Annotated in this window: 17 protein-coding genes; 11 read left to right on the forward strand and 6 right to left on the reverse strand. The window is 59.6% G+C overall.

All coding sequences use genetic code 11. From position 1 onward, the window contains the following. The first annotated feature begins 119 nt into the window (after positions 1 to 119). Genes CRO59_RS05195 through CRO59_RS05205 form a run of 3 tightly spaced genes read left to right on the forward strand, consistent with a single transcriptional unit; the run spans position 120 to position 1,967 of the window. Entirely contained in the window at positions 120 to 617 is a 498-nt protein-coding gene (locus tag CRO59_RS05195; protein ID WP_086791999.1) for an MFS transporter, read from the forward strand. 16 nt (positions 618 to 633) lie between these two features. Further along, positions 634 to 1,410 (forward strand): class II glutamine amidotransferase, encoded by a 777-nt coding sequence (locus CRO59_RS05200; protein ID WP_007969599.1) that lies wholly within the window; start codon positions 634 to 636, stop codon positions 1,408 to 1,410. A 14-nt stretch (positions 1,411 to 1,424) separates the two neighbouring features. After that, positions 1,425 to 1,967, forward strand: coding sequence for a DUF2937 family protein (locus tag CRO59_RS05205; protein WP_096796613.1), 543 nt, complete (start codon positions 1,425 to 1,427; stop codon positions 1,965 to 1,967). Positions 1,968 to 2,111: 144 nt separating this feature from the next. Here CRO59_RS05205 and CRO59_RS05210 read toward each other — a convergent pair whose 3' ends face one another. Continuing rightward, positions 2,112 to 3,026, reverse strand: coding sequence for a LysR family transcriptional regulator (locus tag CRO59_RS05210; RefSeq protein ID WP_097086709.1), 915 nt, complete (start codon positions 3,024 to 3,026; stop codon positions 2,112 to 2,114). Positions 3,027 to 3,184: 158 nt separating this feature from the next. On the opposite strand from CRO59_RS05210, the gene CRO59_RS05215 reads away from it, so the two are divergent. The 4 genes from CRO59_RS05215 (at position 3,185) to CRO59_RS05230 (ending at position 6,908) form a co-directional block, all read left to right on the forward strand. After that, positions 3,185 to 4,471, forward strand: coding sequence for an MFS transporter (locus CRO59_RS05215; protein WP_097086710.1), 1,287 nt, complete (start codon positions 3,185 to 3,187; stop codon positions 4,469 to 4,471). A 63-nt stretch (positions 4,472 to 4,534) separates the two neighbouring features. After that, a complete protein-coding gene (locus CRO59_RS05220; RefSeq protein ID WP_097086712.1) occupies positions 4,535 to 5,287 on the forward strand; it encodes a 5-oxoprolinase subunit PxpA in 753 nt (250 codons plus the stop codon). Then, complete coding sequence (locus tag CRO59_RS05225; RefSeq protein ID WP_097086713.1) at positions 5,284 to 5,988, forward strand: allophanate hydrolase subunit 1; 705 nt, start codon at positions 5,284 to 5,286, stop codon at positions 5,986 to 5,988. The genes CRO59_RS05220 and CRO59_RS05225 overlap by 4 nt, the downstream gene beginning before the upstream one ends. Beyond that, on the forward strand, positions 5,985 to 6,908 hold the full coding sequence (locus tag CRO59_RS05230; protein ID WP_097086715.1) for a biotin-dependent carboxyltransferase family protein: 924 nt from the start codon (positions 5,985 to 5,987) through the stop codon (positions 6,906 to 6,908). Before CRO59_RS05225 ends, CRO59_RS05230 begins: the two co-directional genes overlap by 4 nt. A gap of 92 nt (positions 6,909 to 7,000) precedes the next feature. Here CRO59_RS05230 and CRO59_RS05235 read toward each other — a convergent pair whose 3' ends face one another. Both CRO59_RS05235 and CRO59_RS05240 read right to left on the reverse strand, forming a co-directional pair. Further along, positions 7,001 to 8,179, reverse strand: a complete 1,179-nt coding sequence (locus tag CRO59_RS05235) for a VWA domain-containing protein (RefSeq protein ID WP_027614532.1) — start codon at positions 8,177 to 8,179, stop codon at positions 7,001 to 7,003. A 12-nt stretch (positions 8,180 to 8,191) separates the two neighbouring features. After that, complete coding sequence (locus tag CRO59_RS05240) at positions 8,192 to 9,037, reverse strand: MoxR family ATPase (protein ID WP_003222636.1); 846 nt, start codon at positions 9,035 to 9,037, stop codon at positions 8,192 to 8,194. A 202-nt stretch (positions 9,038 to 9,239) separates the two neighbouring features. On the opposite strand from CRO59_RS05240, the gene CRO59_RS05245 reads away from it, so the two are divergent. Beyond that, entirely contained in the window at positions 9,240 to 9,470 is a 231-nt protein-coding gene (locus tag CRO59_RS05245; protein WP_097086717.1) for a DUF4160 domain-containing protein, read from the forward strand. Continuing rightward, the gene (locus tag CRO59_RS05250; protein ID WP_097086719.1) at positions 9,458 to 9,955 is read left to right on the forward strand and encodes a DUF2442 domain-containing protein; all 498 of its coding nucleotides are present in this window, start codon (positions 9,458 to 9,460) and stop codon (positions 9,953 to 9,955) included. Before CRO59_RS05245 ends, CRO59_RS05250 begins: the two co-directional genes overlap by 13 nt. Here the strand turns inward: CRO59_RS05250 and CRO59_RS05255 are convergent. Then, the gene (locus tag CRO59_RS05255) at positions 9,952 to 11,028 is read right to left on the reverse strand and encodes a DUF748 domain-containing protein (RefSeq protein WP_096796619.1); all 1,077 of its coding nucleotides are present in this window, start codon (positions 11,026 to 11,028) and stop codon (positions 9,952 to 9,954) included. The genes CRO59_RS05250 and CRO59_RS05255 overlap by 4 nt on opposite strands. 127 nt (positions 11,029 to 11,155) lie before the next feature. Between CRO59_RS05255 and cysK the strand changes: the two genes are divergently transcribed. Both cysK and CRO59_RS05265 read left to right on the forward strand, forming a co-directional pair. Further along, positions 11,156 to 12,130, forward strand: a complete 975-nt coding sequence (gene cysK, locus CRO59_RS05260) for a cysteine synthase A (RefSeq protein WP_041070300.1) — start codon at positions 11,156 to 11,158, stop codon at positions 12,128 to 12,130. A 184-nt stretch (positions 12,131 to 12,314) separates the two neighbouring features. Beyond that, positions 12,315 to 13,253: an aspartyl/asparaginyl beta-hydroxylase domain-containing protein gene (locus CRO59_RS05265; protein WP_027614536.1), complete on the forward strand. Its 939-nt coding sequence runs from the start codon at positions 12,315 to 12,317 to the stop codon at positions 13,251 to 13,253. A gap of 58 nt (positions 13,254 to 13,311) precedes the next feature. Here the strand turns inward: CRO59_RS05265 and CRO59_RS28725 are convergent, their stop codons facing one another. Together CRO59_RS28725 and CRO59_RS05270 are read right to left on the reverse strand one after the other, a co-directional pair. Continuing rightward, the gene (locus CRO59_RS28725; protein WP_167734099.1) at positions 13,312 to 13,470 is read right to left on the reverse strand and encodes a hypothetical protein; all 159 of its coding nucleotides are present in this window, start codon (positions 13,468 to 13,470) and stop codon (positions 13,312 to 13,314) included. Positions 13,471 to 13,505: 35 nt separating this feature from the next. Beyond that, positions 13,506 to 14,033, reverse strand: a complete 528-nt coding sequence (locus CRO59_RS05270) for an N-acetyltransferase (RefSeq protein WP_027614537.1) — start codon at positions 14,031 to 14,033, stop codon at positions 13,506 to 13,508. Positions 14,034 to 14,260: the final 227 nt, after the last annotated feature.

Below are 14,260 nucleotides of genomic sequence, written 5' to 3' on the forward strand. Positions count from 1 at the left end.
GACCCGGCGCTTTCGCGAGCTGGCTCGCTCCCACAGGGTATGCTGCGGGCCGTCTGGCATTGGGACAAGCCTGACGGGCGAAAAGTCGTTACTATAAGCGCCTCTTTGCCTGCCTTGCCATGGACACCATGACCGAGAACGACTATCTGATCGCCTGGGGCCTCTACGCCTTTGCCGCTGTGGGCTGCCTGTTGGTATGGATGCGCCTGACCCGCTGGATGTGGCGCTGGCTGCGCGAGCCGCTGCGGGTGCTGATGGCAGTGTTGCTGTTCAGCCCGACCATCATTGACCCGGTGAAAGCCAAGGTTGCGCCGTCGATCGCCATTACCGCGCTGGACCTGGCCTTCAAGGTCGGCAACAACGCCTGGCGGGCGATTTCCGATCTGTTCATGTACGGCATGATTGCGTTCGGCATCTACCTGATTTTCGTGCTGATCCGCTTCCCGATCGAACGCGCCTCGCGCGCCCGCCGCGAGCAGGCCGAGGCGGCCAAAGCGGCGGCGCGTGCCGATGATCGCGACGACGATCAGCCGTTCGGCGCTGCCGGTGATGACCGCTACGGTCGCCCGCCATTGCCGAACAATCCGCAGCGCATGCGCGTCGAGCCGCGTCTGTAATCACGAGAGTCAGCACATGTGTGAACTACTGGGCATGAGTGCCAACGTGCCGACCGATATCGTGTTCAGCTTCACCGGCCTGATGCAGCGCGGCGGGCGTACCGGCCCGCACCGCGACGGCTGGGGCATCGCCTTCTATGAAGGTCGTGGCTTGCGCCTGTTTCAGGACCCGGCCGCGAGCAGCGAATCGGAAGTCGCCAATCTGGTGCAGCGCTATCCGATCAAGAGCGAAGTGGTCATCGGCCACATCCGCCAGGCCAACGTCGGCAAGGTCTGCCTGTCCAACACCCACCCGTTCGTCCGCGAACTGTGGGGGCGCAACTGGTGTTTCGCGCACAACGGCCAGCTCGCCGATTTCACCCCGATCAAGAGTTTCTACCGCCCGGTGGGCGATACCGACAGCGAAGCGGCGTTCTGCGATTTGCTCAACCGCGTGCGTGCAGCATTCCCGGAACCGGTCGATATAGAAGTGCTGCTGCCGGATCTGGTCGCTGCATGTGCCGAATACCGCAGCAAAGGCGTGTTCAACTGTCTGCTCAGCGACGGCGACTGGCTGTTCTGCTATTGCTCGACCAAACTGGCACAGATCACCCGGCGCGCACCGTTCGGCCCGGCGCGGCTCAAGGATGTCGATGTGATCGTCGATTTCCAGGCGGAAACCACGCCCAACGACGTGGTCACGGTGATCGCCACCGAGCCTTTGACCGAAAACGAAACCTGGACCCGTTACCAACCGGGCCAATGGAGCCTGTGGCGACGCGGCGAATGCGTCAGCCAGGGCACGACCGAATAAAGGATCTTTCCTCGATGTTGCTCAGTTATCTACGGCTGGTGTTGTTTGCGGCGGGCCTGTTGATCGGTGTCCAGGTGCCGGGTTTCATCAACGATTACGCCAAACGCGTCGAAGCCCATCTGATCGAAGCGCAGACCGGTCTGCGCGGTTTTCAGGGCACCGCCGAGCAGTTCTTCAAGGGCGACTTGCAGGCGCTGGTCGCGCATTACCGCGCCAGTGACGACCCGGTGTTTCGCAGCGATGCCGACAGCCTGAGCACTTTGCTCAACCGGCAGTTGGCGCTGGATAAACAGTTCCAGGCGATGCAGGGGCCGTGGTACATCCGCTTCCTGCAAGTGGTGCTGGCCGCCGACCCGGACATTCGCAAGGAAACCTGGAACGGCTACAGCTACCAGATCCTGCTGACCCCGGAAGCAATGATCTGGGGCATGAGCGGCGCGTTGCTGCTGTCGTTCGGCATCGAGTGCCTGATTCGTCTGATTGACTGGGTGGTGCTCGGCGGCCGGCGTTTGCGCCAGAGCCGACCGATAGAAGACCGCGACGTGCGCGGCTTGTAAGGCTGGCCAAACCCCGTGGCGAGGGGATTTATCCCCGATGGGGCGCGAAGCGGCCCTCAATGGTGTGTCAGATCAACCTGATTGCTCAGGTTTCAGGACTGCTGCGCAGCCCATCGGGGATAAATCCCCTCACCACAGGTGTGATTACTGAGTAAGGGTGATGTACTTTTCACCGACCTTGCGCGCATACCCCGCCAGCACCTGCTGACACAACGTCACCATCTCCTCGACCCACTCCACGCCAACTCGCCACGACACCACCACCTGCAGATTCGGCGGTCGTTGGTCGATGTCGAGCAAGGTCAGTTCACCCCGCGCCAGTTCCTCGGCCACCAGCACCGGCGGCAGCACGCCAATCCCAAAACCATCACGCAACAGCCGGGTAATCGCCGACACCGAATTCACGCAGTTCAGGCGCGGCGCCAACACACCGTTGGCCTGCATCAATGCCAGCAGATCCTGATGCGGTCGGGAGTTCTTCGAGTAGGTGATGATCCGCTCCTGCGCGAGTTCGCCGAGGTCGGCGTAGTCACGGTTGTAGATCGAATTGCTCGCAACGATCCAGCCCAGCGGATGGCTGGCCAGCTCGAGGCTGCGCACGCTTTCGTGGCGCACCAGATCGGTTTGCAGAACGATGTCGAGAAAGCCTTTTTGCAGCTGATCGCAGAGGTTAAGCGAAGTATCCGCCACCAGCTCGATTTCTACCCGTGGATACAGATCGGTCATCTGCGCCACCAACGGGCTGAGCCAGGTGTGGATCACCGTGTCCATCACGCCGATGCGCACTCGCCCGACCTTGCTCGAACGGGTCTCGATCGATTGCTTCAGCGCCGACATCGTATCAAGCATCTGCTCGGCATAATCCAGCACTTTCAGGCCTTCGGGTGTCAGGCTGACGCCGCGTGAATCGCGCAGAAACAGCTTCACCCCCAGCTCGCCTTCGAGCACTGCGATGCGGCTGGAAATCGACGCCTGGGTGGTGAACAGCTTGTCGGCGGTCAGGCGAAAACTCTTCAGCCGGGCGACCCAGACAAAGGTCTCGAGAAACTTCAGGTTCATGGCAACGGCTCGGGTGACAAATTTTTCTTATGCCTAAGGCGGGTTTTTATTCGTTGGACGCAGCAGGGCCGGGCGACGAAAAATCGGCGCATCCGGTTCCCACGATAGGCGTCGTCGGAACTTCGAACAAGACCAATAAAAGCCTGCGGAGACTTGCCATGCGTGCGCCCGACACCCTCGACCTCCCCAAGAACACGGCCCGCCCCGGACCGTTCGACTGGTATCGCAACATCAATCAGCAAGAGCGTCGTACCTTCTGGAGCTGCAAGATCGGCTATGGCCTGGATGGCATGGACACGCAAATGCTCAGTTTCGTGGTGCCGACCCTGATCGCCATGTGGGGCATCACCACCGGGCAGGCCGGGCTGATTCACACCAGCACCCTGATCGCCTCGGCCATTGGTGGCTGGGTGGCGGGGATTCTCTCCGACCGCATTGGCCGCGTGCGCACCCTGCAACTGACGGTGCTGTGGTTCACCTTCTTCACCTTCCTCTGTGGTTTTGCGCAGAGCTACGAACAGCTGCTGATCGCCCGCACCCTGATGGGCTTCGGTTTCGGTGGCGAATGGACCGCCGGCGCGGTGTTGATCGGTGAAGTGATCCGCGCCAAGGATCGCGGCAAGGCGGTGGGCATGGTGCAGAGCGGTTGGGCTTTGGGCTGGGGGCTGACGGCGATTCTCTATGCGCTGCTGTTCTCGGTGTTGCCGCCGGAGGATGCCTGGCGTGCGCTGTTCATTCTCGGCATCGTCCCGGCGATTTTCGTGATCTTCGTGCGGCGGCTGGTGAAAGACCCGGAGATCTATCGCGAAGCCAAGGCTGCACAAACTCCGCAGAATCCGGCGAAGTTCTACGAGATCTTTGCCCCCGCCATGCTGTTCACCACGTTCCGTGCTTCCTTGCTGACCACCGGTGCGCTCGGCGGTTACTACGCGATCACCTCGTGGCTGCCGACCTTCCTCAAGAATGAACGCGGCTTGAGTGTGCTCGGCACTGGCGGGTATCTGGCGATGGTAATTGTCGGCTCCTACGTCGGCTATGTGATCAGCGCTTATCTGACCGATCTGCTGGGACGTAAAAAGAATTTCATCCTGTTCGCGGTCGGCTCGTTCACCATCGTTCTGCTGTACACGCAGATGCCGGTCAGCAACGGGGTGATGCTGTGGCTGGGCTTTCCGCTGGGCTTCTTCGCTTCGGGAATTTTCAGCGGCATGGGCGCGTTTCTCACCGAGCTGTTTCCAACGCGAATTCGCGGCTCGGGGCAGGGCTTCTGCTACAACATCGGTCGGGCGCTGGCGGCATTGTTTCCGCTGCTGATCGGCTTGCTCAGCCAGAAGGTGCCGTTGAGCGTTGGGATCGGCGCGTTTGCTGCGGTGTCCTACGGCGTGGTGATTCTCGCCGCACTGAGCCTGCCGGAGACCCGTGGCAAGCAACTGGATGCGCAGTAACTGATAACCTGCCGGGCAAGCGTCCTACAGATAAAAAGACCAGAAGCTACAGGAGTGTTCACCGTGAGCCGCCTGCTATTGAATTGTGATATCGGCGAGAGTTTCGGCAGCTGGACCATGGGTCTGGACGCCGAGGTCATGCCCTTCATCGACTGCGCCAACGTGGCCTGCGGCTTCCATGCCGGTGACCCGAGCATCATGCGCAAGACCGTCAGCCTGGCCCTGAGCCACGGCGTGCAGATCGGCGCGCACCCGGCCTATCAGGATCTGGTCGGTTTCGGCCGGCGCTCCATGGCCTATTCCGCCCAGGAACTGCAAGACATCCTGCATTACCAGATCGGCGCGCTCGACGGCATCTGCAAGGCGCAGGGCGGGCGAGTCAGTTACGTCAAACCCCACGGCGCGATGTACAACGACATGATGGCCAACCCGGCGCAATTGCGGGCGGTGATTCAAGCTGTGGCGGCTTACGATCGCACGTTGCCGCTGATGCTGATGGCCACCCGCGATAACGCGGCGGCGCAACAGCTTGGTGATGAATACGGCGTGACCCTGTGGTTCGAAGCCTTCGCCGACCGCGCCTACGACAGCGCAGGTCGACTGGTCTCGCGGCAACTGCCGGGCGCAGTGCATCACGAAGCAGAAAAAATCATCGAACAGGCGCTGACCATCGCCCGTGGCGGCGAGCTCGTCGCCAGCGACGGCAGCGCGCTGCACCTGCAGGCCAACACCTTGTGCGTGCATGGCGACAACACCAGTTCGGTGGCCGCCGTGCAGCGCATTCGCGAGGCCCTGAATCAGCAGAGCGCGCCATGAGTCCACGGATTGAAGTGGTGGCCCTCGACTGCCTGATGCTGCGCCTGTTCGATGAAATTGCCGAATCCAACATGCCGTGGATGCTCGCCGCCAGTGAGCGCTTGCGCGCGGTGTTTGGCGCGCAGTTGATCGACCTGGTGCCGTCCTACACCACGTTGATGGTGCATTACGATCTGACCGCGCTGAGCCCGAGTCAGGCGCGTGAATTGATCGCTGAAGCCTTGATCGACCTGTCGCCGAATGCGCGCACCGGCGGCCAGTGCCATGTGTTGCCGGTCTGGTACGACCTGAGTGTCGGTCCCGAACTGAGTCTGTTGGCGCAGCGCAGTGGATTGGCGGTGCAAGAGGTGATCCTCCGTCACAGCGCGCGTGAATATCAGGTGTTCGCCCTCGGCTTCGCGCCGGGATTCGCCTTCATGGGGCTGGTGGAAGAAATCCTCGCGGCGCCACGCCTGGACACCCCACGCAAGAAAGTCGCGGCTGGCAGCGTCGGGATTGCCGAGCGGCAGACCGCGGCTTATCCGGTGGTGTCCCCCGGTGGCTGGAACCTGATCGGCCGCACCACGGCGAAACTGTTCGACCGTCATCGCGACGGCTACAGCCTGATGCAACCCGGCGACACCGTGCGTTTCGAAGCGGTGAGCCACGCCGAGTTCATCAACCTGGGCGGCGATGACACGCCACTGGAGGCGCTGGCATGAGCCGACTGACAATTGAAGCGAGCACGCCGCTGTGCCTGTTGCAGGACGCCGGGCGCTTCGGCGTGCGCCATTTGGGCGTGACCCAGGGCGGTGCCGCGGATTGGAGTTCGATGAGTTGGGGCAATTGGTTGCTCGGTAATGCGCTGGATCTGCCGGTGATCGAAATCACCCTCGGCGGGTTTGCCGTGGTGGCGCAGGAGGATTGCCTGCTGGCGCTGGCCGGCGCTGATCTTGGTGCGCAGATCGATGGGCAGGCGCTGGCGCCGTGGCGCAGTTTCAAACTGGGCAAAGGCCAGACATTGAAGTTCACTCAACCGCTGCTCGGCGCCCGGGCTTATCTGGCGGCGCCCGGTGGTTTCGATGCGCCGCAGGTGCTGGGCAGCAGTGCCACGGTGGTACGCGAAGAACTCGGTGGATTGGATGGTATGGGGTTACCGCTGACCAAGGGCGCGAGACTGAGTTATCGCGGTGCGGTTCTGCAGGTGCGTGAAGTGCCGCAGGCGCATCGACCTGATCTGCGCCTCAATGCGCCGCTGGATCTGGTGCTTGGCGCACAGATCGGCCAGTTCAGCGGGCAGAGTCTGTTCGATGTGTTCAACAGTCCGTGGACGCTCGACAGTCGCGCTGATCGCATGGGCATTCGGTTGCTGGGCAAGGCGTTGCAGTATCAGGGCCGGCCGATGATTTCCGAGGGTATTCCGCTGGGTGCGGTGCAGGTGCCGCCGGATGGACAGCCGATTGTGCTGCTCAATGATCGGCAGACGATTGGTGGCTATCCGCGCTTGGGAGCGTTGACGCCGTTGGCGCTGGCGCGACTGGCGCAGTGTTTGCCGGGGGCGCAGGTGCGGTTTAGGCCGGTGGTGCAGGAAGTCGCACATCGCGAGCATGTCGAGTATTTGCAGCGTTTCATAATTAGCTAAGGGCTTCGCGAGCAGGCTCACTCCCACATTGGAATGCATTTCACCTGTGGGAGCGAGCCTGCTCGCGAAGAGGGCATCACTGACAACAAAGATTACTTGGACAGAAATCGCATCCCTTCCTCAAGCCCACGCAACGTCAGCGGATACATCTGATCCTCGATCAAATCGCGCACGATATTGGTCGACGAGGTGTAGCCCCAGGTGTCCTTCGGATACGGATTGATCCAGATGAGCTTCTTGTACTTCTCCATGAAGCGCTGCATCCACAGGTAGCCCGGCTCTTCGTTCCAGTGCTCGACGCTGCCGCCGGCCTGGGTGATTTCGTAGGGCGCCATGGCGGCGTCACCGATGAAGATCACTTTGTAGTCGGCGCCGTATTTGTGCAGCAGATCCTGGGTCGAGAAACGCTCGGACGTGCGGCGCATGTTGTTCTTCCACACCGACTCATAAATGAAGTTGTGGAAGTAGAAGTACTCCAGATGCTTGAACTCGGTCTTGCAGGCCGAAAACAGTTCCTCGCAGATCTTCACGTGCGCGTCCATCGAGCCGCCGATGTCGAACAGCAGCAACAGCTTCACCGTGTTGCGCCGCTCCGGACGCATCTGGATATTCAGCAGGCCGGCGTCCTTGGCGGTGTGGTCGATGGTGCCGTCGATGTCCAGCTCTTCAGCCGCACCCTGACGGGCAAATTTGCGCAGACGACGCAGGGCGACCTTGATGTTGCGCGTACCCAGCTCCACCGAATCGTCGAGGTTCTTGTACTCGCGCTGATCCCAGACCTTGACCGCTTTGCCCTGACGCTTGCCGGCATCGCCGACGCGGATGCCTTCCGGGTTGAAGCCGCCGGAGCCGAACGGACTGGTGCCGCCGGTGCCGATCCATTTGTTGCCGCCGGCGTGGCGTTCCTTCTGTTCTTCCAGACGTTTCTTGAATTCTTCGATCAGCTTGTCCAGACCGCCGAGGGACTGGATCTGCGCGCGTTCCTCATCAGTCAGCGAACGCTCGAATTCCTTGCGCAACCAGTCTTCGGGAATCAGCGCCTGCAAGTGATCGTCGAGTTTTTCCAGGCCATTGAAGTAGGCGCCGAACGCACGGTCGAATTTGTCGAAATGCCGTTCGTCCTTCACCAGAATCGCCCGCGACAAGTAGTAGAACTCGTCCATGTCGGCGAAGGTGACGCGCTGTTTCAGCGCGTTGATCAGGTCGAGCAACTCGCGCACCGACACTGGCACCTTGGCTGCACGCATTTCATTGAACAGGTTGAGCAACATGGCATCAGCCTCTTAGCGAGAACCGCGACGGCTCATGAACGCCAGGCGCTCAAGCAACTGCACATCCTGTTCGTTCTTCACCAGCGCACCGGCCAATGGCGGAATGGCCTTGGTCGGATCGCGCTCGCGCAGCACTGCTTCGCCAATGTTGTCGGCCATCAGCAGCTTCAGCCAGTCTACCAGTTCCGAGGTTGACGGCTTCTTCTTCAGGCCCGGCACCTTGCGCACGTCGAAGAACACGTCCAGCGCTTCGCTGACCAGATCCTTCTTGATGTCCGGGTAGTGCACGTCGACGATTTTCTGCAGGGTGCTGCGATCCGGGAAGGCGATGTAGTGGAAGAAGCAGCGGCGCAGGAAGGCGTCCGGCAGCTCTTTCTCGTTGTTGGAGGTAATGATGATGATCGGGCGTTTCTTGGCCTTGATGGTCTCGTCGATCTCGTAAACGTAGAACTCCATCTTGTCGAGTTCTTGCAGCAAGTCGTTGGGGAACTCGATGTCGGCCTTGTCGATTTCGTCGATCAGCAGAATCACCCGTTCTTCGGACTCGAAAGCCTCCCACAGCTTGCCCTTCTTCAGGTAGTTGCGCACGTCGTGGACTTTTTCGTTGCCCAGTTGCGAGTCGCGCAGACGGCTGACCGCATCGTACTCGTACAGACCCTGATGGGCCTTGGTGGTGGACTTGATGTGCCAGGTGATCAGCTTGGCGCCGAACGATTCGGCCAGTTGCTCGGCGAGCATGGTCTTGCCGGTGCCCGGTTCGCCCTTGACCAGCAGCGGCCGCTCCAGGGTGATGGCGGCATTGACCGCCAGCTTCAGGTCATCGGTGGCGACGTAGGCCTGGGTGCCTTCGAACTTCATCTGCTAATCCTCGAACGGTAACGCCGACCTGCACGGGCAGGGCGGGGGCGAAAAAATCGGATGCCCCGACTATAACGCGCAGCCCGGTCGACTGTGAACGCAGACGGCTTATTCAGTCTCTGAATGGGGCGTCACATGTTGACTCGGTTTCGGCCAGAGGCCAGTATTCAGGTATCGCCGATTTGGCGATAGCCTGTCGGGCATGACGACTAAATACCGATTTCGCGACAAATATCGCATTCAGTTACGTGAGAAGGATCACCCGCCACCCCATGTCCACTTGATCGGTGGCGGAGTGGACGTGATGCTGAGCCTTGAAACCGTCGAAGTCATGACGGGCAAGGCACCGCCGCTGATTATCAAGGAAGCGCTGGCTTGGGTTGCGGCTCATCAAGTGCAACTGCTGGAGGACTGGAAACGATGTTACCCATGAAAAGGCCTCGTCTGACGGCTGTGCAGGCACTGTCAGGTTTTCGATTGAAACTGACCTTTATTGATGGTCAGGATCTGACCCTTGACCTGAGCCGAGACATCCACGCTTATCCAGGTCTGCAACCATTGCTTGATCCCGAAGTGTTTGCGGCTGCGACCCTTGACGACAATGGCTGGACGGTCGAATGGCTTGAGCCCGATATACAGATTGGCGCAGACACGCTTTATATGGATGCGCTGGCCCAAAACACTGTCGATGAAAACACTCGGATTTTCATCGATTGGCGTGCACGTACCGGACTCTCACTGAATCTGGCAGCCGAGGCGCTGGGTGTCAGTGCCCGCAGCATCAGCCGATACAGTAATGGGCGGGAGGCGGTGCCAAGGTCATTAGCCTTGGCTTGTCTTGGTTGGGACTCATTGCAGCAAAAGTCCACGCTGGCGGCTGAAGAATCTGGTCGATATGTCGTTAATCGTAAGAATTAGCCCGCATCCGGCTTCGGCCGCTCATACCGCGCATTGAAAGCCTGAATGAAGCCATTACGCAAAATCTGCAAAAACGCTTCGAACGCACTGATGTTTTGCTGATGCACGTTGCCACTGAGTTCGACCTTGGTGGCGAACTGATTCTTGGCCTGGTTCTTCAGCACGGTTTCCGTGCCGCCGACGATGGCCTCCCAGACTGAGCGGAAGATGCTCTTGTCCTTGTTCTCCACGTCCTGCTGCCAGTTGAACACTTCGACGTCGCGCAGCAGCGGTTTGATGTAGCCAGTGACCTGGGCTTTTTTCGCCTGGGCCTCGATGACCACGTCGCCGTGGCCGGCGTTGAAGTCGAACTTGCCGTAGGCCGAGGCGAAGTCGTTCATGCGCTTGAGTTCGATGTCGCGGGCGCGCAGGCGGAACTGGAAGTCCTCGAAATTGCTCAGCGGATCGAAAGTGGCCGTGGTTTCCAGTGGTGCGTGGCCGAGCAGCTTGGCCTTGCCTTCGAAGCGGGCATCGCGCTTGCCCTGTTTGTCGACCACGTTGGTCAGGTTGTAGATGCTCGCCTCGACGTTGCTGGCGTTCATATTGACCGGCGGTTTGGAGTTGAAATTGCGGAAAGTGATCTTGCCGTCGTGGATCTGCACCTCGTCGAGAGTGATCGGCAGCAACTTGCCCAGTTGCGCCCGCCAGTCGGTGCCTTTACCAGTCTGCGAGTTCTGCTTGTTGGGGCCGCCATCGACGAAGTTGACCTCGGGATTGAAGAATTGCACCTGCGCCACCACGGCATGGTCGTACCACAGCGAATGCCAGCTGACCGCCAGATCGATCACGGGCGCGTTGACAAACGGCACCGGCACCTTGCCGTCGACCTTGACGATCTTCAGGCCGTTGATCCGGTAGGCGCCGCGCCACAGGGCCAGATCGACGTCGGTGACCTGGCCGCGGTAGTCACCCATGTCGGCCAGTTTGCCGTTCAGGTAATCGCGCACCACGTAGGGCAGGGCGATGTGCAGGGCGATCAGCAGCACAACCACGACGGCAAAAATCCCTATTGGCCAGCTATAACGACGCTTCATGACAACAATTCCCGAACGATGTAAGCGATTGACTGTGGCGCGGCGCAGACGTTCGACCCGACTGGACTGCGCCCGGCAACAGGCATACCTTGAAAGGCTGAATTCAACGCTGCATAAGGACCCAGCCATGAGCCGTATTTTCGCTGACAACGCCCATTCCATCGGCAACACGCCGCTGGTGCAGATCAACCGCATCGCGCCGCGCGGCGTGACCATTCTGGCCAAGATCGAGGGGCGCAACCCCGGTTATTCGGTCAAGTGCCGGATCGGCGCGAACATGATCTGGGACGCCGAAAGCAGCGGCAAACTCAAGCCGGGCATGACCATCGTCGAACCGACGTCGGGCAATACCGGCATCGGTCTGGCCTTCGTCGCCGCCGCCCGTGGTTACAAATTGATGCTGACCATGCCGGCATCAATGAGTATCGAGCGGCGCAAGGTGCTCAAGGCCCTCGGCGCAGAGCTGGTCCTGACCGAACCGGCCAAGGGCATGAAAGGCGCGATCGAGAAGGCTGCCGAAATTGTTGCCAGCGACACCGGCAAATACTTCATGCCGTCGCAGTTCGATAACCCGGCCAACCCGGCGATCCACGAAAAAACCACCGGCCCGGAAATCTGGAACGACACCGATGGCGCCGTCGATGTGCTGGTGGCTGGCGTCGGGACCGGCGGAACCATCACCGGCGTTTCGCGGTATATCAAGAATACCCAGGGCAAACCGATTCTGTCGGTGGCAGTGGAGCCGGTGTCTTCGCCGGTCATCAGCCAGGCGCTGGCGGGTGAAGAGATCAAGCCGAGCCCACACAAGATTCAGGGGATTGGCGCGGGTTTCGTGCCGAAGAACCTCGATCTGTCGATGGTCGACCGGGTGGAGCAGGTCACTGACGACGAGTCCAAGGCCATGGCGCTGCGCCTGATGCAGGAAGAAGGGATTTTGTGCGGTATCTCTTGCGGCGCGGCCATGGCCGTGGCAGTGCGTTTAGCCGAGAAGCCTGAAATGCAGGGCAAGACCATCGTGGTGATTTTGCCGGACTCCGGTGAACGCTATCTGTCGAGCATGCTGTTCAGCGATCTGTTCACCGAGCAGGAGAATCAGCAGTAGTCGAATTGACTCAGATCAGCCAGGGTTCAGGATCGTTATGCTAATAAATGCTTTGTTGCGCAATTCTTAACACTGAATCTTGGGTTCAGCGGGTTTTTCCCGAGGCCGGTAGTGTTTATCATGGCCGGCTGCCATGCCGGCTATAGGGCATTGCGCAGCGTTGTCTTTATTCAAGGAGTCGTTGATGACCTTTTCGTTAGCCGCCAAGGTATTGGTGCTGCTGCTGTTTGTGGGCAGCATCCTCTATGTGCATTTGCGCGGCAAGGCGCGTTTGCCGGTTCTGCGCCAGTTCGTCAACCACTCGGCGCTGTTCGCCCCGTACAACGCGCTGATGTACCTGTTCTCCGGCGTTCCCTCCAAACCGTATCTGGATCGCAGCAAGTTTCCGGAGCTGGATGTGTTGCGCGATAACTGGGAAACCATTCGCGACGAAGCCATGCACCTGTTCGACGAGGGCTACATCCGCGCCGCCGAAAAGAACAATGACGCCGGTTTCGGCTCGTTCTTCAAGAAGGGCTGGAAACGTTTCTACCTCAAGTGGTACGACAAACCGCTGCCGTCGGCCGAAACCCTGTGCCCGAAGACCGTGGCGCTGGTCAGTGCGATCCCTAACGTCAAAGGCGCGATGTTCGCGCTGTTGCCAGGTGGCAGCCATCTGAACCCGCACCGTGACCCGTTTGCCGGCTCGCTGCGTTATCACCTGGGCCTGTCGACACCGAACTCCGACGATTGCCGGATCTTCGTTGATGGTCAGGTCTACGCCTGGCGCGACGGTGAAGACGTGATGTTCGATGAGACCTACGTGCACTGGGTCAAGAACGAGACCGAACAAACCCGCGTCATCCTGTTCTGCGATGTCGAACGCCCGCTGAGCAACCGCCTGATGACCCGCATCAACCGCGCCATCAGCGCCTGGCTGGGCCGCGCCACCGCGCCGCAGAACCTTGATGATGAACGTGTCGGCGGCATCAACCAGGCCTACGCCTGGAGCAAGAACTTCAGCGACCGGTTCAGCGGCGTGGTCAAACAGTGGAAACGCCGCAATCCCAAGGCCTACCGCATCCTGCGTCCGGTATTGGCGGTGGTGGTGCTGACTCTGCTGGGGTATTGGCTGTTTGGTTGAGGCCGGATGTTGAAATGAAAAAACCGCTCCTTGTGAGCGGTTTTTTATTGTCTGTGAGTCAGCGGCGCCCGGCGAGAACGTTGGGTTCGTCTTCAATGCCTGTAATCAGTAACTGCAGAAAGCGCTGCTGATTGGCTGATAGCCCGGATGACACAATCTTTTCTTCTGTTTTGATTGATCTTTTCTTAGCGGGGGATTTCTTGACTGATTTGCGCATGCTCCCTCCCTCATTGATCATTACTTGAACTGTTTTCACGATACTTTACTCTCCACTGCTAGGACAAGACGACCTTCCAAATCAAATTTGAAGCCGAGCTTTGTATAAACAGGAATTGCTCCCTGCATTGGCTCCTGGACTTCAATGAACTTGCTGCCGACTATTTGGGCGAACTCATCGATGACCATCATTGCCAAGGTCCCGATACGATTTTTCAGCGGGTGAGAATCTCCGGGTCGCCCTTCCAATCGTACGATTCGAATACGTTGGCGGCTTTTGTTCGGATTGACGAAGCACAGTCCGCAGAGCTGTTCTTCGAACCAGATCGCGATATCCAGGGACAGGGGTTCTCGTGATTTCCATGCGGCAACCTCTCGCCAGCAAAAAAGTGGATTCTCCCAGAGCTCGAACGCGCTCAGTGCTATGGCGTCGATGGGTTCGAAGCGTACTTTCGACAAGTCTTGTCGCGCTGGTAGCTGCAATAGAGCTTTGGCGATGCTTGCCTGTTTCCTGGCCTGCGATTTGTACAACTGATACCGCAAATTCGTCCGTTCCCTTGGCATGTGATCCCGAGCATTCCCTGTCTCCCCATCAATGGGCCTATCCGTTGCTCATCAGCCTATGCGCCTGCCATCGAGCTGTCCCTGCTGGCCCTTTGTCCAAATCATTGCAATCCATGTCCCACGCTGGTTATAGTCGGCGCTCGTGAATCATCTGATTCACTCTCCAAACCCTTCAAAAAAGATCAGCCCCAATGCCTGCATTCCTCATCAACGCGGTAGTCGATTCA

The organism is Pseudomonas sp. LAMO17WK12:I5 (assembly GCF_900215165.1).
Taxonomy (GTDB): Bacteria; Pseudomonadota; Gammaproteobacteria; order Pseudomonadales; family Pseudomonadaceae; genus Aquipseudomonas; species Aquipseudomonas putida_A.

Bases quoted from the DNA above. Each gene is read 5' to 3' on its own strand.
- CRO59_RS05195 (WP_086791999.1), top strand. From the start codon at position 120: ATGGACACCATGACCGAGAACGACTATCTGATCGCCTGGGGCCTCTAC.
- CRO59_RS05200 (WP_007969599.1), top strand. From the start codon at position 634: ATGTGTGAACTACTGGGCATGAGTGCCAACGTGCCGACCGATATCGTG.
- CRO59_RS05205 (WP_096796613.1), top strand. From the start codon at position 1,425: ATGTTGCTCAGTTATCTACGGCTGGTGTTGTTTGCGGCGGGCCTGTTG.
- CRO59_RS05210 (WP_097086709.1), bottom strand. From the start codon at position 3,026: ATGAACCTGAAGTTTCTCGAGACCTTTGTCTGGGTCGCCCGGCTGAAG.
- CRO59_RS05215 (WP_097086710.1), top strand. From the start codon at position 3,185: ATGCGTGCGCCCGACACCCTCGACCTCCCCAAGAACACGGCCCGCCCC.
- CRO59_RS05225 (WP_097086713.1), top strand. From the start codon at position 5,284: ATGAGTCCACGGATTGAAGTGGTGGCCCTCGACTGCCTGATGCTGCGC.
- CRO59_RS05230 (WP_097086715.1), top strand. From the start codon at position 5,985: ATGAGCCGACTGACAATTGAAGCGAGCACGCCGCTGTGCCTGTTGCAG.
- CRO59_RS05235 (WP_027614532.1), bottom strand. From the start codon at position 8,179: ATGTTGCTCAACCTGTTCAATGAAATGCGTGCAGCCAAGGTGCCAGTG.
- CRO59_RS05240 (WP_003222636.1), bottom strand. From the start codon at position 9,037: ATGAAGTTCGAAGGCACCCAGGCCTACGTCGCCACCGATGACCTGAAG.
- CRO59_RS05245 (WP_097086717.1), top strand. From the start codon at position 9,240: ATGACGACTAAATACCGATTTCGCGACAAATATCGCATTCAGTTACGT.
- CRO59_RS05250 (WP_097086719.1), top strand. From the start codon at position 9,458: ATGTTACCCATGAAAAGGCCTCGTCTGACGGCTGTGCAGGCACTGTCA.
- CRO59_RS05255 (WP_096796619.1), bottom strand. From the start codon at position 11,028: ATGAAGCGTCGTTATAGCTGGCCAATAGGGATTTTTGCCGTCGTGGTT.
- cysK (WP_041070300.1), top strand. From the start codon at position 11,156: ATGAGCCGTATTTTCGCTGACAACGCCCATTCCATCGGCAACACGCCG.
- CRO59_RS05265 (WP_027614536.1), top strand. From the start codon at position 12,315: ATGACCTTTTCGTTAGCCGCCAAGGTATTGGTGCTGCTGCTGTTTGTG.
- CRO59_RS28725 (WP_167734099.1), bottom strand. From the start codon at position 13,470: ATGCGCAAATCAGTCAAGAAATCCCCCGCTAAGAAAAGATCAATCAAA.
- CRO59_RS05270 (WP_027614537.1), bottom strand. From the start codon at position 14,033: ATGCCAAGGGAACGGACGAATTTGCGGTATCAGTTGTACAAATCGCAG.